Origin of the sequence: Sharpea porci (assembly GCF_009695655.1) — a bacterium.
In the GTDB taxonomy this organism is placed as follows: Bacteria; Bacillota_I; Bacilli_A; order Erysipelotrichales; family Coprobacillaceae; genus Sharpea; species Sharpea porci.
The window spans coordinates 218,379-242,906 of the sequence record NZ_VUNM01000002.1; the positions used below are offsets into that span (position 1 = coordinate 218,379).

Below are 24,528 nucleotides of genomic sequence, written 5' to 3' on the forward strand. Positions count from 1 at the left end.
TATATGTTGAAAAGTCTCTATATTTCTTCCTTCATCATTATTGATGAAATGCAAGTCGATTTTCATGAAGGTATGAGTGTACTCACTGGTGAAACTGGTGCGGGCAAGTCCATCATTATTGATGCGATAGGTCAGTTATGTGGACAGCGTTCGAGTGCTCAGCTTGTCAGACAAGGCCAGGAAAAGGCAATTATTGAAGGAATCTTTGAAATAGATGAAAATGACGAAGTTGTAAAAGCTTTTGAAGAAATAGGACTGGACTTTGATAACGATATTATTATCCATAAAGAAATTCATGCAAACGGGAAGTCAAATATTAAGGTCAATTATCATCCTGTAACTAATTCAGCACTCAATATTATTGCGCCTTATTTAATTCATATCCATTCACAGTTTGAAACACAGACCATTTTCTCTATCAAGAATCATCTCACCATCCTTGATCGTTATATTGCAGATGATTATTTAAAAGATGATTATCTGCAATACTATAGGAAGTATCGGGAAATTCTTAAAAAGATTAAGGATATTAATGAGGTTGATATGAGTGATGAACGTATTGAATACTATCAATCTCAGTATGATGAACTTAAAGATTTGGAATATACGGATGAAGATATTGAAAATCTCGAACATGAAGTAGAGATTATGAAGAACTATGAGAAATTAAATGCTCATATTAGACAATTTGATCATCTTGTCAATGATAATCATGGTGTTTTGGAACAGTTACAAAGTGCTATTGATGAATTAAATAGTGTTAAAGAGTATGATGATTTTAAAGAGGATTATAATCAACTCTATAATACTTTTTATTCTCTTTCGGATATTGTTGGGTCCATCATGCAAAGTTATGAAGGAATTGATTTTGATGAATATCGTTTCAATGAAATCAATGAAGAGCTCTTTCAGATTCAAAGATTGCAGCGTAAGTATGGCTATAGCATGAAGGCTATTTATAAGGCACGTGATGAGCTGAAAGAGAAAATTGACGCAAGCTTGCATCGTGATGAAATGCTTGAAGAACTCGAAAGAGAAAAAGAAAAGTATTATAAGCTTGCTTATGATGCAGCGACATCATGGCATCAGAAACGTCAGGAGTGTGCTCTTGAATTTGAAAAGCGTATACAGCAACAGCTCACAGACCTCTACTTGGATAAAGCAAGATTTCATATTGCTTTTGAAGAAACAGAACTTAGCAAAGATGGTATGGATAAGGTCGTATTTACTGTTTCAATGAATGCTGGACAAGCCTTTACACCGTTGAATGAATCAGCTTCTGGTGGTGAAATTTCGCGTGTCATGTTAGCAATAAAGATCATTACACTTAATCAAATGAGTGTTGATACTGTTATTTTTGATGAAGTTGATACTGGTGTGAGTGGCAAGGTTGCAGATGCAATTGGTCAAAAGATGAAGATGCTTTCGGCTGATAAGCAGGTGATCTGTATTACACATCTACCACAGGTTGCCGTACATGCAACTCACCATTATGCTTTACATAAAGAGAGCGAAGATAATGAAACTTATACAAGTATTCAAGAAGTCAAGGGCGAAGAACGTGTCAGTGAGATAGCTAAAATGTTGTCTGGTGACTCTATTACTGAAGAGGCACTTAATAATGCACGAAGTTTATTGAACCATTAAAGCATATCGATGTATATGCTTTTTTTCGAGAGGGGATTTGTTATGCACGTTATATTTCATGTTGATCTTAATGCATTTTATGTTTCATGTGAGTTGATAAGACATCCTGAATTAAGAGGGAGGCCTGTTGTCATTGCTCATGATTCAAAGCGTTCAGTTGTCTCAACAGCAAGTTATGAGGCAAGAAAGCTCGGTATTCATTCTGCCATGCCACTTTATATGGCAAAAAATAAATGTGCGGATCTCATCATCATTGAACCACATTTTGATTATTACCACGAGCTATCTTCTCGCTTTTTCGAAATCTTAAAGAAATATAGTCCTTATCTTGAAGTCGCTTCTATTGATGAAGGCTATCTTGATTTATCTGAACGCATTACAAGCACACATGAACAGCCCTATGGCATAGCAGAAGCTATCCAAAGGGAAGTTTACCAGACGCTTGGCTTAACATGTTCTATTGGTATTTCACCAAATAAATTTCTTTCTAAAATGGCGAGTGACATGAAAAAACCAATGGGTATCACAATCCTCACACAAAGTAACATAAAACAACTTTTATGGCCTATGGATGTTGGTGAGATGTTTGGCATTGGTAAAAAAACAGCACTGAAATTGAAAAAAGCTGGAATCATGACAATTGGAGATATTGCTCAGCGTGAAAACTACACAATATTGAAGCAGGTATTAGGGAATAGTGCCCTTGTCTTTTACCATCAAGCTAATGGAAAGGATAATCGTAAAGTTCAATATGAAGCAAGACAGGCAAAAAGCGTGAGTAATTCTGAAACATTTGAAAATGATTTAGAAGGTATTGATGAAATTGCGGAAGCTTTTAAACCTATTGCTGATCATCTATCTGATCGTGCAAAGAAAGAATCGCTTGTCGCCAATAGCATTGCGATTACATTGAAGTTTGATTTAACCCATTCAATAACAAGACAAATGCCTTTAGAGTATTATACGAATAATTCTGAAGAGATTTATTCTGCTGCTCTTATGTTATTAAGAAATGTTTATAATGGGGAAAAAGTGAGACTGATTGGTATTGGCTTGAATGATGTGAAGTCAGTGAATGATGTTAAAGAGCAATTATCGATATTTGATCGTATAGAAACACCAAAAGAAGATAATGTTGATCAGATCATCAAAATCTTTAATAAAGAAAATCTGGGATTGATGAAAGCTAGTGATTTATTGGATAAGAATTCTTAATACCTCTTTGGTATTCTTTTAGAAAAATTGATATAATATTCTTGGTGAGTAAATGTATGCAACAAAAGGACTATATTCAAGAATTTGAGACTTATCTCTTATTGGAAAAAGGATTGAGCGAGAATACAACAATCAATTATATCCGCGATCTTCAACAATTCTTTACTTATATGAAGAAGGATATAGGAGAGATAGAAGAGCAAGATATTATTCATTATCTAAAATACTTAAATGAACACTATGCGACATCTTCAATTGTTCGCAAGATGGTCACACTAAGACAGTTTTTTCTTTATCTGAAGAAAAATAAAATGATTGAGCATAATATTATGGCTAATATTGATATGCCTAAAAGTCAAAAACATTTGCCACAAACAGTAAGTCTTGAATCTGTCACGAAGGTTCTTCATACAATTGATCAATCTTCTCCTGCAGGCAAGCGTGATTATCTCATGCTGCTCTTGAGTGTAGCAAGTGGCGTACGTGTAAGTGAGCTCATTCATCTTACAACTAATGATTTTAATTATAAGGCTAAACGTATTCGTGTAGTGGGAAAAGGCAACAAGGAACGACTTGTTCCTTTAGATGCTAAAACATGCGATCTTTTAGAGGATTATATTCACCATGAACGTCAAGTCTATGACAAGCTAGGCAATAAAGAAATCTTTCTTAACCATTTTGGAAAGATGATAAGCCGTGAGGAATTCTACAATATCTTACAAAAATATGCCTGTGAAGCTGGTATTAGTGAACATCTAAGTCCACATAAGTTGCGGCATACTTTTGCGACAACATTACTTGATGGTGATGCGGATTTACGAAGTATTCAGGAATTACTTGGCCATAGTGATATAGCAACAACAACAATCTATACACATGTCGCAAATGAAAAGATTGTTGAAGATTATAAACGTTTCTTTCATAGAAACAAGAAGGAAGGATAAAAAGATGAGTTATAAAGATTATAAACGTGTTTTTCTTATTGTATGTGATTCAATGGGAATTGGTGGAGCAGAAGATGCTGCAAAATTTGGTGATGAAGGAGCCAATACAATTGGACATATTGCAGAAGTGAAAAATGGACTTTATGTTGAAAATATGGAAGGTTTAGGACTGGGAAATTTAGGTGATTTCAAAGGCATTCATAAAGTTCCACATCAGTTAGGAACAACGGCTGCACTACGTGAAGTATCTAATGGAAAAGATACGATGACAGGTCATTGGGAAATGATGGGGCTGAAGATTGATAAACCTTTCCAGACATTTACAGATACAGGATTCCCTGATGAGTTTATTAAACTTTTTGAGGAAAAAACAGGACGTAAGTGTGTTGGTAATTATGCTGAAAGTGGTACAGTTATTCTTGATCAATTTGGTGAACATCAGCTTGAAACTGGAGATTGGATTGTTTATACTTCAGCAGATTCTGTATTCCAAATTGCTGCAAATGAAGAAATTATCCCTTTAGAAGAACTCTATAGAGCCTGTGAGATTGCAAGAGAACTCTTAATGAAGGATGAATGGAAAGTTGGACGCGTTATTGCGAGACCTTATGTTGGACGCAAGAAAGGGGAGTTCAAGCGTACTCCACATCGACATGACTATGCGCTAAAACCTTTTGGAAGAACTGTACTGAACAGCTTAAAGGATCATGGTCTTGATGTCATTGGTGTCGGTAAGATTCCAGATATCTTTGTGAACGAAGGTATTACTGAAGGTATCCATACGGATGATAATACAGATGGCATGATGAAAACAATTACGCTTGCAACAAAAGAACAAGAAGGATTAATCTTTGTGAATCTCGTAGATTTTGATGCGGTTTATGGTCATCGTCGTAATGCTGTTGGCTATGGTGATGCTATTGAATTATTTGATAAGCAGCTAGAAGAATTAATGCGAAATATGAATGAGGATGATTTACTCATGATTACGGCTGATCATGGCAATGACCCAACATGGAAAGGAACTGATCATACACGTGAGCATGTCCCACTTCTTATGTACAGCAAATCACTTGCTCATCCAACAAACCTTGGCGTTCTTGATAGCTATGCCGTAATTGGTGCAACTATTGCCGATAATTTTAACGTGGAAAATCCAGGAATTGGATACTCCTTACTAGATAAGGTGGCTCGTACAAAATAATGGATGAACATAAAATAAGAAAGGTTGTTATTCTCTCGCTGGCTTCTACATTACTGGCATTGCTCTTTTTCATTTTTGGGAGAACACTTTCAAAAGGCAATATTTTACTTGATCTCGTTTATTATATCTTATCTATAGCAATGTTATTGATAAGTGTATTAGCCCTTTATAACAATAACAAAATACAGAAAAATAGATTGTTTCAATATCTCATCTTGGTCAATGTTTTATTTATGGCTTTATTGACATTATATATGGCTATCAATCATTTGGCTTAAAGAAAAGATATCATTATACCATTTATTCATTTTTGCTTTTTTACTTATTTAGACTTGATACTTTTAAAAATTATGTTATATTATATTTGCAGGCAGTAATGCGCTGTATACTTGCGGAAACCGAATTAACGTTTAAGCGTATGTTAAGTACGCCGGACGCAAGGCCATCGAAAGATGGCTTTTTTTATTTAAAATTTCATAGAAATAACAGGAGAAATAACAAATGGAAATATTTGTATACTCTGATGAATCAGGCGTCTTCGACAAAGTTCATAATGAACTCTTCGTGTTTGGAGGTCTGATTTTTTTAGGTAAAAACAATAAAGATATAGCTTCAAGAAAATATATTAAAGCTGAAGGAGTCATTAGAGATAAGCATCAATACAAAAAAGATAAAGAACTCAAAGCATGTTTGATAAATAAGTCTGATAAATTGAAACTATTTCGATCATTAAATAATTGTTTTAAATTTGGCACTGTCATATATCAGAATGAAGTCATGGATCAAGTGTTTGCGGACAAAAAAGACAAGCAGAGATATTTAGATTATGCTTATAAGATTGCTGTAAAAAGAGCCTTAGAAAGGCTAATAGAACTTTCTGTTTTCAATCCTGCTGATATATCGGCAATTCATTTTTATACGGATGAACATTCAACTGCAACAAATGGGAGATATGAATTGCGTGAAGCACTTTATGGTGAATTGATAAAGGGGACATTTAATTATAACTATCACTGTTATTATGCGCCCATCTTAAGTCCATCGACACATTTAGATCTTCATTATTGTGATTCAAAAAGAATAACATTGGTAAGAGCAGCAGACATTGTTGCTAATCGGTTGTTGTTTCTTTCTACAAAAGATGATTGGGTAAAAATGAGAGCTATTAAGAATTTTCATATTATTACACTTCCTAATGAAGATAAGAATCACGCTTTATATAGTGATTTAATTTAAGTTGGTACAGAATTTTCTATTTAAAAATGACATAATATGCATTATGCGAAGTAATGCATTATAAGAAAAAGAAAGAGGTTGCCCCCCTTCATTTCTACTTTTCATCTTTATTTGCATTCTTATAAGAATCATATAATGGTGTAACGTAATGTCCGCTAAAGCATGATAAGCATAGGCCTGTGCATGTATCAGTGACTGCTGTTGTCTTCTGTAATCCTTCTTCAGATAAAAATGCTAATGAATCTGCTTCAATATAATCTCTTAATTCTTCAACATCCATTCTATTGGAAATGAGTTCTTCAATTGTTGAAGTATCAACACCATAGAAACATGGATATTTAATTGCTGGTGAAGCTATTCTGACATGCACTTCTTTAGCTCCAGCTTCTTTTAAGAGACGCACAATACGTTTACTTGTAGTACCACGGACAATTGAATCATCAATCATAATAACTCTCTTATCGCGGACAATGGAGCTTACGGCGGAAAGCTTCATTCTTACACCCTGTTCTCTGAGTGCCTGAGTTGGCTGTATGAATGTACGGCCAACATATTTATTCTTTACTAAGCCCATTTCATAAGGAATACCTGATTCTTCAGCATAACCAATAGCAGCTGATATTGATGAATCTGGCACACCTATGACAAGATCAGCATCAACTGGTGATTCATGATAAAGCATGCGTCCTGCATTTTTTCTTGCTGTATGCACATTAATGCCTTCAATTGTACTATCAGGTCTTGAGAAATAGATATATTCCATTGCACAAATCTTATCAACAATTTGATCTGTTGGTAAATAGAATTTGGACTTAAGTTCTCCATCTTTCACACGGACAACTTCTCCTGGCATTAAATCTCTTAGATAACGTGCACCTACGATATCTAAAGCACATGTCTCACTAGCAAAGACATAACCACCATTAGGCAGCTGACCAATCGATAATGGTCTTAATCCATATTTATCTCTTGCAGCATATAAAGCATTCTCACATAAAATAAGAAAGGCAAATGCTCCATCCAATTCTCTTAAGCTCTTACAAATACGATCAATAAAGCGTCCAGTATGACGTTTAATAAGATGTCCTAAAATCTCAGTATCACTTGTCGAATTAAAGATAGCCCCTTCTTCTTCAAGCTGAGCTTTCAGAATATTGGCATTAACAATATTGCCATTATGGCATACACCTAATGAACCCTTCATTGTTCTAAATAAGAATGGCTGAACATTGGCAATACCACCACCACCGGCAGTAGAATAACGCACATGACCAATAGCAGCATTGCCTGGTAATTGTTTTAGGCGTTCTTTATCAAAGACTTCAGTGACAAGACCTTCGCCTTTATGGAGATGTAGTTTGTTATGTCTGACACAGATACCAGCCCCCTCTTGGCCTCTGTGTTGTAACGCATGCAAACCATAATAAGTTAAACGCGCTGCATCTTCAGCCTCATAAACACCAAATACACCACATTCTTCATGTAATTCGCGATCATCAATAACCATTTATGACTTTACCCCCTGAATCCGTATTAATGATACATGATATTTAATAAAAAGTTAATAAATTTCGTTAATAAATCTTATCTCTTCATTGCTAGAAGATGGCTGATTACACATCATCGTAATAACTTCCTGAACTTTTCCTTCTATTTTCGCTTGCATATCAGTTTCAATAATAATTCGTTTATCATATTTCTGACATAAAGCGACAACAATATCTTTTAATAGCTCCTGATTATAAATGAATTCACTTATTCTAAGTTCTTCTTCATCTTCATGAGCAATCATATAGCCTACAGGCTGACCATTATTTATGAAGGTCATGATTTTATCTCCAAATGCCTGATTACGCTCATTAATATAACAATAATAAGATTTATCTCTGATTAAATATTCTTGAAAGCGCTGGGTATATTGATTATACATGGCTTGATAGTCATAGTTGTTGTTGGAAATGAAGATAGAACTTGTGTCATCTTTGTAAAAATGTTTATTGACTTTAATCACTTGATGTTTATGTGATGGCTGAAAGCCAAAAGGAATATAGATTTCTGGATGATAGGCTTGAAGATAGATACGTTGTCCTTTATAGCGTTCTAAGACATAGCGCATCAGCTTTTTCATGATTCCTTGATGCTCATACTTTATATCTGTAGAAACGCCTAGAATAAAGCTGCTATGCTCATATCCTGATACCTGGAATGGATGGATTTGTAAAGCGCAAATAACATGATGATCAAAGCGAGTGACATATGTATATTGCTCATGATAGAGTTTGTCAAAATAGAATCTTGCTGTCTTTTCATCTTCATCTTCAAAACGAGATAGCCATAATTTCTTGATGTCTTCTTTGTCTTGGCTACATGCTTGGCGAATATAGGAATCGTTGATGAAGACACGGCATTTTTCGACCATATGGCAAGGATGCAATTGTAGTTTGCTTTTACGTAAGCCTTCTAGCCCCATATCTTCTTCACGATTGACATATTGAAAGTCAGGAAATTCATGTTCAAGAAACTCTTTTTGTATTGCAGGATAAAGTCCACGAATATCTTTATCAGCTTTTTCAACATGAATTTGAATAGTGGAATGATTAAGTGGAGAAGCAATAATAAAGGCCTTGAGTTCATCATTAATGTAAATACCACCAAGCTTAATATCAAGAAGGTAATTACTTGAAAGTAAGAAAAGAATGCCATAAACTTCACTGGCAAGTGACTCGCTTGCTTCCTTGTTGCCTTCCCAACGCTCTAAACAGGAAAGAATTGTATCAAAATCTCGATTAATATCAAGACTTCGATATTCATGCTGAGGATATTCTTTGACGAAGTTATTGTAGTGGTTGCGTCGTTTCTGCATCTTTTTTCCACTTAGATTCATCAGCATATCTTTCTCATACACATAATCATCCTGGTCTCTTTCGCGTTCAAAGATAAATTGATTGCCATAGATTTCCTTTACGTCTTCGATAAAGCTTTTAACTGCAAATTCAATCATGAAAGGAAACTTTTCTTTTCTTGCATATTCCATCATGTAATCCATTGCTTCCTTAAGATACTCTTTTGAACAATAAGGCATGGCAAAGTATCTTGTTCCTTTATAGTTATGAACCATCACAAGAAAGTGATCATGAATTTCATATTCAACATGATATTCATGATTCCACATCATCATCGTGACAAAATTAGAATTATAGCCTTCATAATTAGCGGCATCTAAATAAGGTTTTATTTTTTCAAAATCAGTTAATTGTAATTGTTGCATAATTGTGACAAAAAGTCTAAACTCCCTTCTATTACAACAATATTATAAATTCTCTTGATGAATTATCAATCTATGTGCAACGAAAAAAATCAGAAGCTAAAACTTCTGATTGATTAATTCTTAAAACTATGAATTGGAGCAGGAATACGTCCACCACGATCAATGAATGCATCACAGCCAAATGTATTGACTGGCATAATAGGAGCGTAACCTAGTAAGCCACCAAATTCTACAGTATCACCAACATCTTTGCCAATAACAGGAATGACTCTGACAGCTGTAGTTTTCTGGTTAATCATACCAATAGCCATTTCATCAGCTATAATACCAGAAATCGTTTTAGCACTTGTCTTGCCAGGAATAGCAATCATATCAAGTCCAACTGAGCATACACAAGTCATTGCTTCAAGTTTTTCTAGAGTGAGTGAACCAGCTTCAACTGCATCAATCATTCCCTGGTCTTCTGATACAGGAATGAAAGCACCGGATAGACCGCCAACATAACTGCTTGCCATAACGCCACCTTTTTTTACCTGATCATTCAAGATAGCCAAAGCAGCTGTTGTCCCAGGAGCCCCTACTCTTTCCAAGCCCATTGCCTGCAGACAGTCAGCAATACTATCACCAATTGCTGGTGTTGGTGCTAAAGAAAGGTCAATAATGCCAAAAGGAATACCAAGCGCTTCACTTGCTTCATTGGCAACCATCTGACCTACGCGGGTAATCTTGAAAGCTGTTTTCTTGATTGTTTCACAAAGTTCACCAAAATCTTGTCCTTTAGCTTTCTTAATAGCTTCATGCATAACACCTGGACCAGATACACCTACATTAATGACAGCATCACCTTCTGTTATACCATGGAAGGCCCCGGCCATAAATGGGTTGTCATCTGGAGCATTACAGAAAATAACAAGCTTAGCACAACCAATAGAATCATTTTCTTTTGTGAGATTGGCAGTTTCTTTGACAATTTCCCCTACCAGCTTGACTGCATCCATGTTAATACCGGTTTTAGTAGAACCGACATTGACACTTGCACAAACAAGTTCACTTTCCTTCATCGCTTCAGGAATGGATTGAATAAGCAGTTTTTCAGCATTTGTCATGTTTTTAGATACGATGGCACTATAGCCCCCAATGAAGTTAACCCCAACTTCATGTGCACAACGATCTAAAGTCTTAGCAATCTTGACAAAGTCATCAGTTGTTTTGCAACATGATGCGCCAATTGTACCAATAGGTGTAACTGAAATACGCTTATTGACAATAGGAATGCCATATTTCTTTTCAATATCCTGGCCTGTTTTAACAAGGTCCTTGGCAATAGTTGTAATCTTCTTATAAATATTTGAACAAACCTGATCGACATTATTGTCCATGCAATCTAATAGAGAAATCCCTATTGTGATTGTACGCACATCGAGATTTTCCTCTTCAATCATACGGTTTGTTTCAGCAACTTCAAATATATTGATCATTATATGTCCCCTTATAAACGATGCATTTTATCAAAGATATTTTCATGTTGTAATTTGATTCTTACACCAATATCATCACCTAGATTTTTCATTTCTTCAGTCAATGTATTAAATGGTGCAGAGGCATGAGTCGCATCAACTATCATCATCATATTAAAATATCCATCAAGAATAGTCTGTGAGATATCAAGAATATTGACATCATGCTCAGCCAAATATGTACATACTTTGGCGATAATACCAACTGAATCCTTACCTACAACAGTGATAATTCCTTTTTCCATAATTCACTTTCTCCTTTTCTTTGTAACGATTATAACAAACATCGTTATATAAAAAAAGGAGCATAAGCCCCTTTTTCTTATTATTTATCACCTAACATTGTCAAAGCTTTATCTAAAACAGCCTTACCATTCATTGTGCCATAGTCTCTCATATCAATGACATCAACAGGAATTGGACCAGCTTTTCTTGAAGCAGCTAATTTTTCAATAGAAGCTTTCTGGAATCTAACCTGTGGACCAAGCAAGATACAATCTACTTCTTCCAATACTCTTGGTGCATCAGAGAATGGTAAAGCAAAAATCTTTGTTTCAACTCCCTGTTCTTTAGCTGCAGCTTCCATCTTAGTTACCAATAAAGATGTTGACATGCCTGCAGAACATACTAATAAAATAGTTCTCATTTCATCATTACTCCTTTGTTTTTAAATTCTAAGTATATTTTACACGCTTTCATAGCGATTGTAAACACTTTCGCTATAATTGATAAGGGGAATGTAGTATTGTAGGAGTATATTTTAGTGTTATAATATTCATAGGAATGGTGCTAATAATGAGATATTTAGTTGTAAGTGATACACATATGTATAATGATATATTTGAAAGAATTACTAAGAATTTTCATGAGCAGGTTGATGTGATGATTCATTGTGGGGATTCATCTTTAACCCCTGATGATCAATTATTAACAGGGTATCATGTTGTTAGAGGGAATCATGATACATCAGATTTTCCTGACAAAATCATTCTAGGTAACATACTCATAATACATGGGCATCTGTTTCATGTCTATCATGGCTATAAGGAATTATTGGATTTCTGTCACGAGTATCATATTCAATACTGCTTTCATGGCCATACTCATGTGCCGACGCATCAATTCATTGAAGGCGTACATTTTATTAATCCAGGAAGTACGATGATGAATCGTGGAAGCTATGGCTTTGGGACTTTCGCTCTGGCTTCTATTGAAAATGATAAGATTGATGTACATTTTTATCACCATCAAACTTTTGAACAGGTGGATGAGATGGTGCTTAGTGAAGGCCTGAAAACACTTGAAGAATTCAAACAATTATTACACAAATACAATAAATAACAACACACAAAAAGGGATGGCTCAAAAAGCCTATCCCTTGTTTTTGTTTTCTTCTAGACGTTTGCGCTTATATTCAATGATAAACATAACTTCCTTAAGATCTTCATCAGGGAGTTCTGATAAAAGTCTTGCGATATTAGCGATATTATAATAATCGTACTTTTTACCGCTCATGATTTCTTCAACAGAACGACCATATAAATGACTGAGTACTTTTAATTCTCCGACAGTGACATCACGTTTACCATTTTCAATATCCGAGATGGCTGAGTGAGGCACATTTAAGTGCGCAGCTACTTCTTTTTGAGTAAGATGCTTGAAGTTACGGTATGCTTTTAATCGCTGGGCTAAATCTAAATCTAAGGACATGAGACAAACCTCCTTTTGAATTATTATAACACACTGTTGCGATTAATACAATTTAGGATTATAAGAAAATTAAATGATTTATACTTTGTAATATCCCGATGTTGAAGCAATCTGATTGCGATATTCATGAAAGCTATTTGTCTTGTAAGCTTCTAAGACTTCATGGATTGTTTGGCAATCTTCATCGAGGAAGAAAAGTAGTGTTGAGATTGCAAGTGATCCATAGCTTTCAATCAGAATAGGCACATTGTGAAGAATATGATTACGACATCGTTCATCTGTGAAGAGCGTAAATTCATAGCCTTTGCGATCCACAAGTGTATAGGTATGTCCTTTACAACGATGACAATGCTTGATTTTCTTTTGGAAATAGTGCTGGGAAACAAGACAGTGTTCAGTAATCATATTTTCCGTTTTTCCGTAAATCTGGACAATAAGTTCGTTTGTCACTTGACTCATCTTCTCAAGTTCCTGGCGACTAGTTTCATAGGAAGCGATGATGCTCTCATTAAAGCTAGATGCACTTAGACTGTTTGTAATATTTAATCCGCTACCTAATATCACATGCTTATCTTTCCATAATCGATATAGACCATAATCGTTGACAATGAATGATTCCACTTGGTCGATTATTGGGTTATTTAAGATATTTTGGATATCTTCATCAGTATTGATACGAGGCATATAGAAGCATACAGGCTTATGATGCTTTACAAAGATATCAAAGGCATCATGAACAGTTTCCTCATCATAGTACATATAAACATTGTCCTCAGTCATGACAGTCTGTAGCTGTTCAATTGTTCTTACAACAATATAGTTATTTTTATGAGAAGTGTGTTGCTTTGGTTGTGGGAGCTCTTGAGGCTGTAGGTGATGAAGCTTTGTATGGGCAAAGCGGTCATTAAGGGTATCGACAGCATCTCTTCTTAAGCTATTAAGTAGAGAAATAGGAATGTTGATATTTTCATCCATATCGAGACTGATCTGATCTAACATATAAATGGTTGAACCTAGCTTGCTGAGCTGCTTTTTAATGCGGGAGGCATCTGTTGGGGTATGGCGAGCTTCTTCAATAAGATGCTCTGAGGCAATTGTGACATGTTCTTCCCCACTAAGTGCTTCTAGCGATAAAAAGGCATCTTTATGGGCATGTAAGATGAAACTTATTGAACGGTATTTCTTTTCATGCATAAAAGTCTCATCGAGCTTCTTAAGGGTATCTACTGATACAGTTTTCATGACATCGCCATTAAAGACGGGTTGATCGAATTCGATTTCAACAGTTTCACCAGGATGTCCCGTATTAACAAGTTTACCTTTAAAATAAATCTTGTTAACAGGACGGCCAGCATCTACACTCTTGAAGAGAATGCTGTCACCTTGTTTAAGTTCATCGGTCAGCTTAATGGCAGCTACCTTGCGTTTACGATTATAGCCAGTGACTACGCCTAAAGGCATACCTCTGTTCCCTGAGAAATCCGTATCGACTATATGTAGATCATGGAATGGGAAGCCTTTTGTATAATGACGATTGAACATCTGCTTCATATCATCAATGTCATCTTTTGTATAGTTCTCTTTTTTGCCATAGCAATGATCAACAGCCTTACGATAAGCCTTTGTAATAGCTGCAACATATTCAGGCTTTTTCATTCGTCCTTCAAGCTTTAAACTTGTCACATTGGCATCAATATACTCCTGTAAGTTGTCAATTGTACAAAGATCTCGTGGAGATAAGAGAAATGCTTCGTCTTCAATAACCTGACCATCTTCCTTTAGCTGATAAGTCATACGACAAGGTTGCGCACAGGCACCACGATTACCGCTTCTTTTCCCAATCATACTACTCATTAAACATTGTCCGCTATAGGAAACACAAAGAGCCCCATGGGCAAAGACTTCAATCTCTAGGGAAGAATGTTCTTTAATATAACGAATTTCTTCAATAGTATTTTCTCTTGAAAGAACAATTCTCGTTACTCCAAGATCTTCAAAGTAACGAACAGCTTCTAAAGAATTAACCGTCATCTGGGTAGAGACATGAACTTCAAAATCAGGATATCTTTTTCTGACTGCCTTCAGTAAGCCGATATCTTGAATTAGCAAAGCATCTACCTGATATTCATAAAAATGATCAATATACTGGAATAGCTTTTTGAACTCTTCATCATGATAAAGAATATTCACAGTTATGAAAATACGCACATTACGTAAATGTGCATATTCAACAGCTTCCTTAATTTCAGGAAGAGAAAAGTTTTTTGCGAAAGCACGTGCAGAAAAAAGATCAGGGCCAAGATAGATAGCGTCTGCTCCATTCGCAATAGCTGCCTTTAAGCTTTCCATGTCTCCTGCTGGAGCAAGTATTTCAATTTTATCCATTATAGTTTATTTGCGAGATGATAACACATTTGAGCAGATGTTTTGGCAGCTTTCTTGAGATATGTATCAAACTGAATAGCATTTTCTCCTTTATCAAAGATATCGGAAAGACCTCTTGTGATGATGAAAGGCTTCTTGAAGACATAACAAACTTGAGCAATTGATGCTGCTTCCATCTCTGCACACATAGCGTCAGGGAAGTATTTCTTAATGCGTTCAACTTGTTTTTTTGTACTGACAAACTGATCGCCAGATGCAATTAAACCAACATAGGCATGTGTACCATTTTCTTCAAGAATTTCTTTTGCAAGCTGGACCATCTTTGCATCTGCTAAGAAAGCAATAGGCATATCAGGCACTTCGCCCATCGCACGACCAAAGCTAGTCAAGTCAAAATCATGGTGGGATACACGTTCACCAATGACAACATCCCCTACTTCTTCTTCCTGATTCAAGCCACCTGCTGAACCAACATTAATAACATGATCAATATCATAATCTTTCAAGAGAATGGTTGTTGAGATCGTCGCATTGACTTTACCAATTCCCCCCTGTACAACAACAGTTTCCTTGTTTCCTAAAAAGCCATGATAGAAGTGATAACCACAATCTTCTTTTTCATCAATCACTTTCATTAAAGCCACAACTTCATCGACTTCTTCTTTCATGGCACCAATAATACCTAACATAATTACCTCACCTTCCTACATACAAAGATAACACGTTCACACTCTTCTTTATATGCATCAAAATCACTAAAGACTGTATAGGAAAATCCTGCTTCTTCAAGCATTTCACCATATATTTCTACTGGCCATGTCTTCTGAATATGTATTTCATCAACACAATCATCATTTTCGCGATCAACAATAACGACATGATGTTTGATACAGCCAGCTCCATCACTCTCGACATCCCAGGAGAAATCAAAATCTTCATCATGGGATTCTTCATGATAGTCATTGAGAATGACATTACATTTATAAAGACTATCAACATCAAAGATGAATGTTCCATTCATCTTCAATGCTTGATAAACATTCGCAAAGACATCTTTTACATCGCTTGCATCCAAAACATAATTCAAGGAATCACACAAACATAAAACCAAATCCGTTTGTTGGTAACCTTCAAAGTTAGTCATATCCACACGTTTAAAAATCACATCTACATTTTCCGCCATTGCTTTTTCTTTAGCAACATAAAGCATATCATCAGAGAGGTCGGTAGCGATAACATCTTTATCGTCTTTCGCAAGACGAATAGCGATTTCTCCTGTACCACAGCCTAATTCAAGCACTGACTTATATGTGGCATATTTGTTGATAAAAGCGACATAATCTTCGTAGAATGCGGGATCCATTAAAGAATCATAGTAATAACTAAAATGCTCGTAACTCATTATTTTAAATACTCGCTGATATCAACTCTTGGCATATCGCCCCAAAGCTTCTCTAAGTTATAATTGTCTCTTGCTTCACCTTCAAAGATATGTACAACAATATCCCCTAAGTCCATTAAAATCCACTGACTGTCACGTAAGCCTTCAATAGCTTTAACTTCATAGCCATTTAGTTCACACTGCTCTTCGACATTGTCTTTGATGGCATTAAGTAAACGCTGGTTACTTCCAGTACAAAGTACAAAATAATCAAATAAAGGACTTGTTTCACGCATATCAATAGCGACAATATTTGTCGCAAGTTTGTCATTCATTGCACGAACGATACATTCTAATTTTTCCATTTAGTTTTCTCCTATAAACTTATGATAGATTTCAAAAAATACGGGGTCGATTTCACGATGGTTTGCCTTAGAAAAGTCATAAAAGCTCTGTAATGATTTTCTAAAGCCGGCATCGATATCCTTGTTACATAAAGCTATGTCAGCAGATGAGTCATAGCCTCTTAAAGGGTCAAGCTTATCTGCACAATATAAACATTTACCAAGCTTTGAAATCGTTGTAGATGCTGTTGTATGGTCTTCAATAGCTTTGAGAATTTCCTGATCGCCAATAAGAAATTCCTTCTCACATACATAACTTGAGAGCCACTGATGCCAAATAGGCTTAGGCTTTTCAAGATATTCAGGATAATACTCTTTCATCAGCTTTGTGGCCTCTTCGATTGGCATTTCTTTTGCGACATCATGCATAACTCCTGCTATATAGCCTTTTTGTTCATCAAGCCCATTATTTTTCGCAAACTGTGCAGTGAGCTTCGCAACAGATAAAGAATGTTGATAACGTTTCTTATGCATGCGATTTCTAATCATGCCATCAAGATAGAGGCCATGAGAAGAGATATAATGAAGGACGTTTTGATCAAGCATCTGAATAGCTCCTTCCTTAATCTCAGAAGAACTGGCAGTGATGGGTGGGTTATCTATTTTAAGAAAATGATACTTTTTGAGATTTTCATGATCTTCTGGATAACCACCTCTATTGAAGGCAACAAGTTGTACAAGCTTTGAAATATCTTTGGCAGATTTCCATTTTTCAAAAGCACATGCTTGATCCATGCCCATTAAGAAATAAAACTGATCTTTGGGATAACGTACAACAAGGGTATGTAGAGTATCAATTGTATAATTCTTTTCATTAGAATCCTGATCAATTTCAATTGTACTCACTTGCATTTTTTCTTGATTGCCTATTGCTAGTTGCAGCATCTTCACGCGATCAGTATTACTAGCAGTGACATTTTCTTTCCAGGGATTATGCTTTGTAGGAATAAACCAAAAGCTATCAAGCTGTAATGCTGCTATTGCTTCTTTGGCAATCTGGATATGTCCTAGATGGACGGGATCAAAGCTTCCGCCTAATAAACCTATTTTCATGGTAATTTATAGAGGACTTTGTCACTGCGTTTATATAATGTGATGACATGACCAACAATCTGAATGACATCTGCTTTTGTTTGAGTTGCTATTTCTAAAGCAGCTTCATTAGCCGTCTGTGGGCATGTTTGTAATAATCTGACTTTAATAAGTTCCTTGGCTTTCAAAGCATCATTAATGCTGTTGGCCTGTTTATGACTTACGCCATCCTTGCCAATCTGGAAGATTGGTTTTAACTGATGAGCCTGTGCTCGTAAATATCTTTTTTGTTTACCTGTTAACATATTTTCTCCTAAATTAATGCATCTCTTACGAATACATCGATATCTTTTGGTACATATACTCTTACTTTATTGGCTGGTTTAACGGCAATAAAGCCTAAACCGCTAATGACAATTTCTTGACCATCTTTCAAAAAGTATTCTCGCATAACCATATCCTGCATTGTTGCGATTTGATCAAGACAAGGTGATAATTCTTTATGATTGTTATAAAGTGAAGAAGCTTTGCTTGTTTTGGTGCGATGAATTTTAAGGCGTTTAGAGAAGAACGTTGTAATGCTTGCCTTCGTGTCACCTAAATAATCAAGGCGGGCGAGACCGCCAATAAATAATGTCTGATCACCATTAAGCTGGTAGGTCATTGGCTTGACTTCACCCTGGGGCATGATCAGTTTGAGTGTATCGGCATCAACAATATGTATATACTGATGCTTATTGATAATGCCAGGTGTATCATAAATGGCACTCTTTTCATCAAGGGGAATCTTAATGAGATCAAGGGTTGTACCTGGGAATTCACTTGTTGTAATAAAGCCATCGCTTTGCGCATAATGCTTTAATAAGCCATTGATGAATGTTGATTTACCTACATTACTCATCCCAACGACATAGACATCGCGACCTTGACGATAGGAATCAATAGCATCATAAATTTCATCAAAATGATAATTTTTCTTACAGCTTGTCAATATAATATCAAGAGGCTTCACACCCTCTTCCTTAAGTCTTCTTCTTAGCCACATTTCAATATGATGGTCTTTAAGACTCTTTGGGAGGATATCACGTTTATTAGCTAACAAGAGCACATCATTGTAACCAATATGGCGCATCAAGCCAGGAATTGCAGAACCATCATAGTCAAAGATATCAACAATATAGACAACGAGACAATTCTTTTCTCCGATAACAGAAATCATTTTTAAGAAGTCTTCAGCACTTAAACTTGCATCAAATTGTTGATGATAATGCTGTAACTTAAAGCAACGCTGACAAAGCACATGTTCACCTTGATTGGAACTTGCTGGGATGTAGCCTATTTTCTTCGGATCTGTCGACTGAATAACGGCGCCACAACCATAACATCTTTTTTCTTCCATTCTTTCACCTCTTTACTTATTTTTACTCATATAATCACAAATTTCAATTAGAAAGCATCATCGTCAAGAAGATCTTCTAAGGAAATAGGTTCAAAGTGCTGTTCTTTTTTCGCTTTTTTGACAACCTTCTTTTCATGCTCTTCTTCAGGAAGATCAAAGAGATTAGGTTCTTGTTTGACTTCCATATTAATGAGATCATCGCCTTCTTCTTTAAGGTCAATGGTATCTGTTGCTTTTACTTCAGGATTATAAATAAAGCTAATATCCTCTTCCAATCCCTTAATTGTACTCATGCGATTTGAAGTATTGGCATAATTGTAATCTGTTGGTGAAAGATTAATAGAATTGCTTTCACTGTAGATTGTCAGCTGATCATCATTGTCAAGAACATATCCAGCAATGACATCCTGCTCTTTTGTCTTTGGCTTTTTCGCAATAATGATGCCCTTAGCGCCACGTTTAGTAGCAGGAATATCGCTTATATGCAGACGCTTAAGACCGGCTGGCTTAGTGAAAATATACAAGGATTGAGTATGTGCTGGATCAAAGGCTTGCATGAAAGCCAATGTATCATTTTTTAGATTCATTGCCTTTACACCACTTGCCTTTGGTGAAAGAATGGATACTTCGCTTTCACTAAACAATGTAGCATAACCTGCCCTTGAACCTAATACAAGACCCTCCTGGCCATTTGTATAAGCAACACCAACGAGCTTATGTGGTGCTTTGATATTGATGGCCTTATAAGTCTTTGTATAACGAGATACTTCAAAGTCTTGCAATAAGACACGCTTAATCATACCATTATCACTCGCCAGTACAACATAGATTGGTGTATGGAAATCTTTGACAAGTAATGTTGAAATAATCTTTTCATCATTGCCCATCTTCACAAGATAACTGATATGTTTGCCTAAATCTTTCCACTTAAAGTCTTCAATTTTATGAACTGGAATAAAACAATAATTACCCGCATCCGTAAAAGCTAAAAGCGTATCAAGTGTATTGGCTTTCGTTAAAGCAACAAGATAATCATTGTCCTTCTTGCCAAAAGCTGTATTCTCACTTGCTTTATAGCTACGCTCACTGATTTTCTTAATATAACCATCACGCGTAAGAGAGACATAGCAATCTTCGGGAATGATCATTGCTTGCTGGTTAACAGAAGTATCTTCAATTTCATCCTTGATTTCAGTCAGTCTTGGTGAAGGATAATTCTTTTTGATGACTTTGAGCTCACTGATGATTACATTGCGGAGAACCTTATCGCTATCAAGAATGGCATTAAGTTCATTGATTGTTTCATTTAAAGCCATTTGCTCATTCTCTAAAGCGACAATATCTGTATTTGTCAGGCGATAGAGCTGCAACATGACAATGGCTTCAGCCTGATTTTGTGAGAAGCCAAATGTTGTCATGAGGTTCATCTTGGCATCACTCTTATCCTTTGAACCACGAATCACTCTGACAACATCATCAAGAATGCTGACAGCTTTAATCAAGCCAGCCACAATATGTTCTCGGTCAATCGCTTTATGAAGATCATATTTTGATCGTCTTGTCACAACGTCAATTTCATGATTAATATAGCCATCAATAATCTCACAGATTCCCATTTGAACAGGACGCTTATCTTTAATAGCAACCATATTGTAGGAATAATTCTTCTGGAGATCAGTATTCTTATAGAAGTAGTTCAAAGTGTTGTTGGCATCAACATCTTTCTTTAAGTCAATGACAATTCTTAAGCCAGAACGATCTGATTCATCACGTACTTCAATAATTCCATCAATTGTCTTATTGAAGCGAATTTCATCAATCTTTCTAACAAGTTCAGCCTTATTGACTTCATAAGGTATTTCAGTCACAACAATCTGGTTGATGTTTTTCGCTTCTTCAATGGTACAGCGTGAACGAACAATAACTTTTCCTCGCCCATTCTTGAGAGCCTTCTGAATTTCTTTCTTTCCTTCAACAATTGCTCCAGTTGGAAAATCCGGCCCCTTAATAAACTGATAAAGATCATCAAATGAAGCATTGGGATGTTTAATCTTATAAATCGTTGCATCAATGACTTCACCTAGATTGTGAGGGGGAATATCTGTTGCATAACCAGCTGAAATTCCTGTTGCTCCATTGACGAGGAGATTTGGATATTTTGCTGGAAGGACTGTTGGTTCATATTCCGTATCATCGAAGTTAAGTGACATCTCAACTGTATCTTTGTCAATATCTTTCAATAGTTCTAAGGCAATTGGAGCTAAGCGTGCCTCAGTATAACGCATTGCGGCAGCGGGGTCGTTATCGATGGAACCGTTGTTACCTTGCATGTCAACAAGTGGCATACGCATCTTCCATTCCTGGGAGAGACGTACCATCGCATCATAGACCGAGGTGTCACCATGTGGATGATAATTACCAATGACATTACCGACAGTTTTTGCAGATTTACGATAAGGCTTATTAGGGAGATTGCCTTCTTTATACATTGCATAGAGAATACGACGCTGAACAGGTTTCAAACCATCACGCACATCAGGAAGAGCACGGTCCTGGATGATATATTTGGAATAGCGGCCAAAACGGTCGCCCATGATGTCATCTAAAGACATCACTAACATGTTTGTATCAAGTTGTTTTTCTTTAGCCATCCTTTTCCTCCTAATGCTTTCTTACTAATTCTTTCTGATCCATGGTAAAGGCATCAAAATCATCTTCCATTGAGAACTGGACATTATCTTCAATCCATTCACGACGTGGTTCAACCTTATCGCCCATTAAGACTGACACACGACGTTCTACTAAAGCTGCATCTTCAATCGTGACTTGAATGAGCGTCCTCGTCTCAGGATTCATTGTTGTTTCCCATAGCTGGTCCGCATTCATTTCACCAAGACCTTTGTATCGTTGAACATTATAACCTTTGCCAATCTTCTTTTTTGCTACTTCAAGTTCCTTTTCATCCCAGGCATAGACAATATTATCTTTCTTGCCATTCTTTTTAGAAATCTTGTAGAGTGGTGGCATAGCGATATAGACCTTACCAGCCTGAATAAGACCACGCATATAGCGATAGAAGAAGGTCAGTAATAATATCTGAATATGAGCCCCATCAGTATCGGCATCGGTCATGATAATGATTTTATCATAGGCTGCATCTTCGACGTGGAAATCACTTCCATAACCAGCATTAATCGTATTGATCATTGTGCCAATTTCTTCATTTTTCAAGACATCGGCTAGACTTGCTCGCTCTGTATTGACAACCTTACCACGAAGAGGCAGGATTGCCTGAAATTTACGATCACGGCCCTGCTTGGCACTACCACCGGCAGAATCCCCTTCGACAAGATAAAGCTCATTCTTGTTTTTATTACGGCTCTGGGCAGGTGCAAGCTTACCAGAAAGAATAGCTTTTTCTTTTTTTGCTTTACCATTACGTAGGGCTTCTCTTGCTTTTCTGGCAGCATTTCTAGCTGCAGCTGCTTTAATCATCTTGTTGACAAGTTCATCAGCTTCTTCTTTATTCTCTTCAAGATAATAAGTTAGCTGTTCAATAGTGACTTTTTCAAGTATGTTTTTCGCTATTGGTGAACCAAGTTTGCTTTTGGTCTGTCCTTCAAACTGTAAATATTCTTCAGGAATCTTTACGGACAGTATCGCCGTTAAGCCTTCACGGACATCATTGCCTTCAAGATTCTTGTCTTTCTTTTTCAGAAGATCATATTTTCTTGCATAGTCATTAAAGACTTTTGTAAGACCACTTTTAAAGCCCATTTCATGGGTACCACCATCACTTGTACGGACAAGATTGACGAAGGAAACAATATTTTCCTGATAACCTTCATTAAACTGCAAAGCAACTTCGACTTCTATTTCATTGGAATTATCATCAAAAGATACAATCTTTGAAATTAGCTTATCTTTTCCTGAATTGAGCCAGTTCACAAACTCCACTAATCCATTTTCATAATGATAGCTTTCATGGCGATCAGTGCGTTCATCATGAAGAACCATTTCAATACCTTTTAAAAGAAAGGCATCTTCTCTAAGTCTTTCAGAGATTGTCGAGAAATGAAAATTAATATTGGAGAAGATTTCATGATCGGGCATGAAATGAATAATGGTACCTGTTTTCTTCGTAGTGCCGACAGTCTTCAGCTTTCCAATTACACTACCGCCTTTCTCGAAGTGCTGAGTAAAAATCTTTCCATCACGCATAACTGTCAGATCAAGATAGCTACTTAAGGCATTGACAACAGAAGAACCAACACCATGTAAGCCGCCACTTGTTTTATATCCGCCATCGCTGGAGAATTTTCCACCTGCATGCAATACTGTTAGAATGACTTCGGTTGTTGGTCTACCTGTTTCGGCATTAATCCCTGTAGGCATACCTCTCCCCTCATCTTCTACCGTTATACTATTATCTTTATGGATGGTAACTGTTATCTTCTTGCCATATCCTGCAAGAGCTTCATCAATAGAGTTATCGACGATTTCCCAAACCAAATGATGTAATCCACGGTTATCCGTAGAACCGATATACATCCCTGGTCTCTTTCTAACAGCTTCTAGACCTTTTAATATTTGAATATCCGATTCATCATAATGACTCTTTGGCATTCTATAACCTCCTTAAAGCCGACTTATTATACCATAATCTTCTCTTTTTGGATAGTCAATAAGAATTGTATTTGATGCATGAATGCTTGTTTTTTACATCTCGTTTCATTGTATTTTTAGCGAATACATGTATAATACAACCGAGGTGATTTACTATCAGTAGTCAAGGGTATATTTTGATTTATTTATCTTAGAAGCACAAAAAGAGGTTCAAGGAACCTCAAAAAAATTTATAGTGACGAAAAACAGTTTATCTCAATTTGCTCTGATCAAAGTCCAGGTCATTTTTTTCAAGAGTATATATCGTTCTAACCAGTTTTTTCGCGACATGGGAAAGTGCCACACGAAAGAATTTCCCTTCGTTCATTTTCTTCATCTTATATTCATATACTACAGGATTATGCAACGCAAAGGAATCTGCGCAGCGCATCAGTACACATCTAAGTGCAGAAGAACCATGCTTAACCATACGGCCGTTTTTATCTGATTCCCCAGACTGTATTCGGGAACAGTCCAGCCCCGCGAAAGCCAGTATCTGGTCAGGATTCCTGAATCCAGTT

The 24,528-nt window shown here is 36.2% G+C and carries 23 protein-coding genes; 7 read left to right on the top strand and 16 right to left on the bottom strand.

All coding sequences use genetic code 11. The features are described 5' to 3' along the window. The first annotated feature begins 3 nt into the window (after positions 1-3). The 6 genes from recN to FYJ79_RS02440 all read left to right on the top strand — a co-directional run bounded on the left by recN (position 4) and on the right by FYJ79_RS02440 (position 6,246). On the top strand, positions 4-1,647 hold the full coding sequence (gene recN / locus FYJ79_RS02415) for a DNA repair protein RecN (protein ID WP_154514372.1): 1,644 nt from the start codon (positions 4-6) through the stop codon (positions 1,645-1,647). 42 nt (positions 1,648-1,689) lie between these two features. Beyond that, complete coding sequence (gene dinB / locus FYJ79_RS02420; protein WP_154514373.1) at positions 1,690-2,862, top strand: DNA polymerase IV; 1,173 nt, start codon at positions 1,690-1,692, stop codon at positions 2,860-2,862. Positions 2,863-2,918: 56 nt separating this feature from the next. Continuing rightward, positions 2,919-3,806: a tyrosine recombinase gene (locus FYJ79_RS02425; protein ID WP_154514374.1), complete on the top strand. Its 888-nt coding sequence runs from the start codon at positions 2,919-2,921 to the stop codon at positions 3,804-3,806. Positions 3,807-3,810: 4 nt separating this feature from the next. After that, positions 3,811-5,010: a phosphopentomutase gene (locus FYJ79_RS02430; protein ID WP_154514375.1), complete on the top strand. Its 1,200-nt coding sequence runs from the start codon at positions 3,811-3,813 to the stop codon at positions 5,008-5,010. Further along, positions 5,010-5,288, top strand: coding sequence for a hypothetical protein (locus FYJ79_RS02435; RefSeq protein WP_154514376.1), 279 nt, complete (start codon positions 5,010-5,012; stop codon positions 5,286-5,288). Before FYJ79_RS02430 ends, FYJ79_RS02435 begins: the two co-directional genes overlap by 1 nt. Before the next feature lie 223 nt (positions 5,289-5,511). Further along, positions 5,512-6,246, top strand: coding sequence for a DUF3800 domain-containing protein (locus FYJ79_RS02440; RefSeq protein ID WP_195836990.1), 735 nt, complete (start codon positions 5,512-5,514; stop codon positions 6,244-6,246). Between the two features lie 94 nt (positions 6,247-6,340). Here the strand turns inward: FYJ79_RS02440 and purF are convergent, their stop codons facing one another. The 5 genes from purF to FYJ79_RS02465 form a co-directional block, all read right to left on the bottom strand. Further along, positions 6,341-7,753 (bottom strand): amidophosphoribosyltransferase, encoded by a 1,413-nt coding sequence (gene purF / locus FYJ79_RS02445; protein WP_154514377.1) that lies wholly within the window; start codon positions 7,751-7,753, stop codon positions 6,341-6,343. A gap of 54 nt (positions 7,754-7,807) precedes the next feature. After that, positions 7,808-9,514, bottom strand: coding sequence for a GNAT family N-acetyltransferase (locus FYJ79_RS02450; protein WP_154514378.1), 1,707 nt, complete (start codon positions 9,512-9,514; stop codon positions 7,808-7,810). 113 nt (positions 9,515-9,627) lie between these two features. Further along, positions 9,628-10,992 (bottom strand): PFL family protein, encoded by a 1,365-nt coding sequence (locus FYJ79_RS02455; protein WP_154514379.1) that lies wholly within the window; start codon positions 10,990-10,992, stop codon positions 9,628-9,630. Between the two features lie 11 nt (positions 10,993-11,003). Next, positions 11,004-11,276, bottom strand: coding sequence for an ACT domain-containing protein (locus tag FYJ79_RS02460; protein WP_154514380.1), 273 nt, complete (start codon positions 11,274-11,276; stop codon positions 11,004-11,006). A gap of 80 nt (positions 11,277-11,356) precedes the next feature. Next, positions 11,357-11,677, bottom strand: coding sequence for a PTS sugar transporter subunit IIB (locus tag FYJ79_RS02465; RefSeq protein ID WP_033161776.1), 321 nt, complete (start codon positions 11,675-11,677; stop codon positions 11,357-11,359). Between the two features lie 149 nt (positions 11,678-11,826). On the opposite strand from FYJ79_RS02465, the gene FYJ79_RS02470 reads away from it, so the two are divergent. After that, complete coding sequence (locus FYJ79_RS02470; protein ID WP_154514381.1) at positions 11,827-12,372, top strand: metallophosphoesterase family protein; 546 nt, start codon at positions 11,827-11,829, stop codon at positions 12,370-12,372. 30 nt (positions 12,373-12,402) lie between these two features. Here the strand turns inward: FYJ79_RS02470 and FYJ79_RS02475 are convergent, their stop codons facing one another. From FYJ79_RS02475 to FYJ79_RS02525, 11 genes are all read right to left on the bottom strand, one after another. Continuing rightward, complete coding sequence (locus FYJ79_RS02475) at positions 12,403-12,741, bottom strand: helix-turn-helix domain-containing protein (protein ID WP_154514382.1); 339 nt, start codon at positions 12,739-12,741, stop codon at positions 12,403-12,405. A 78-nt stretch (positions 12,742-12,819) separates the two neighbouring features. Next, entirely contained in the window at positions 12,820-15,090 is a 2,271-nt protein-coding gene (locus FYJ79_RS02480) for a U32 family peptidase (protein ID WP_229771289.1), read from the bottom strand. Positions 15,091-15,125: 35 nt separating this feature from the next. Beyond that, the gene (locus FYJ79_RS02485) at positions 15,126-15,815 is read right to left on the bottom strand and encodes a 5'-methylthioadenosine/adenosylhomocysteine nucleosidase (RefSeq protein ID WP_154514384.1); all 690 of its coding nucleotides are present in this window, start codon (positions 15,813-15,815) and stop codon (positions 15,126-15,128) included. Between the two features lie 2 nt (positions 15,816-15,817). Next, entirely contained in the window at positions 15,818-16,528 is a 711-nt protein-coding gene (locus FYJ79_RS02490) for a class I SAM-dependent DNA methyltransferase (RefSeq protein ID WP_154514385.1), read from the bottom strand. Beyond that, entirely contained in the window at positions 16,528-16,872 is a 345-nt protein-coding gene (gene rsfS, locus FYJ79_RS02495) for a ribosome silencing factor (RefSeq protein ID WP_154514386.1), read from the bottom strand. The genes FYJ79_RS02490 and rsfS overlap by 1 nt, the downstream gene beginning before the upstream one ends. After that, on the bottom strand, positions 16,873-17,964 hold the full coding sequence (locus tag FYJ79_RS02500) for a nicotinate-nucleotide adenylyltransferase (protein ID WP_154514387.1): 1,092 nt from the start codon (positions 17,962-17,964) through the stop codon (positions 16,873-16,875). Beyond that, a complete protein-coding gene (gene yhbY, locus FYJ79_RS02505) occupies positions 17,961-18,248 on the bottom strand; it encodes a ribosome assembly RNA-binding protein YhbY (RefSeq protein ID WP_154514388.1) in 288 nt (95 codons plus the stop codon). The genes FYJ79_RS02500 and yhbY overlap by 4 nt, the downstream gene beginning before the upstream one ends. An 8-nt stretch (positions 18,249-18,256) precedes the next feature. Continuing rightward, entirely contained in the window at positions 18,257-19,342 is a 1,086-nt protein-coding gene (gene yqeH, locus FYJ79_RS02510; protein WP_154514389.1) for a ribosome biogenesis GTPase YqeH, read from the bottom strand. A gap of 47 nt (positions 19,343-19,389) precedes the next feature. Continuing rightward, the gene (gene parC, locus FYJ79_RS02515; protein WP_229771290.1) at positions 19,390-21,993 is read right to left on the bottom strand and encodes a DNA topoisomerase IV subunit A; all 2,604 of its coding nucleotides are present in this window, start codon (positions 21,991-21,993) and stop codon (positions 19,390-19,392) included. 10 nt (positions 21,994-22,003) lie between these two features. Continuing rightward, positions 22,004-23,968, bottom strand: coding sequence for a DNA topoisomerase IV subunit B (gene parE, locus FYJ79_RS02520; protein ID WP_154514390.1), 1,965 nt, complete (start codon positions 23,966-23,968; stop codon positions 22,004-22,006). A 250-nt stretch (positions 23,969-24,218) separates the two neighbouring features. Beyond that, positions 24,219-24,528, bottom strand: a 310-nt coding sequence (locus tag FYJ79_RS02525; RefSeq protein ID WP_154514391.1) for a transposase, incomplete at its 5' end; no start/stop codon positions are given.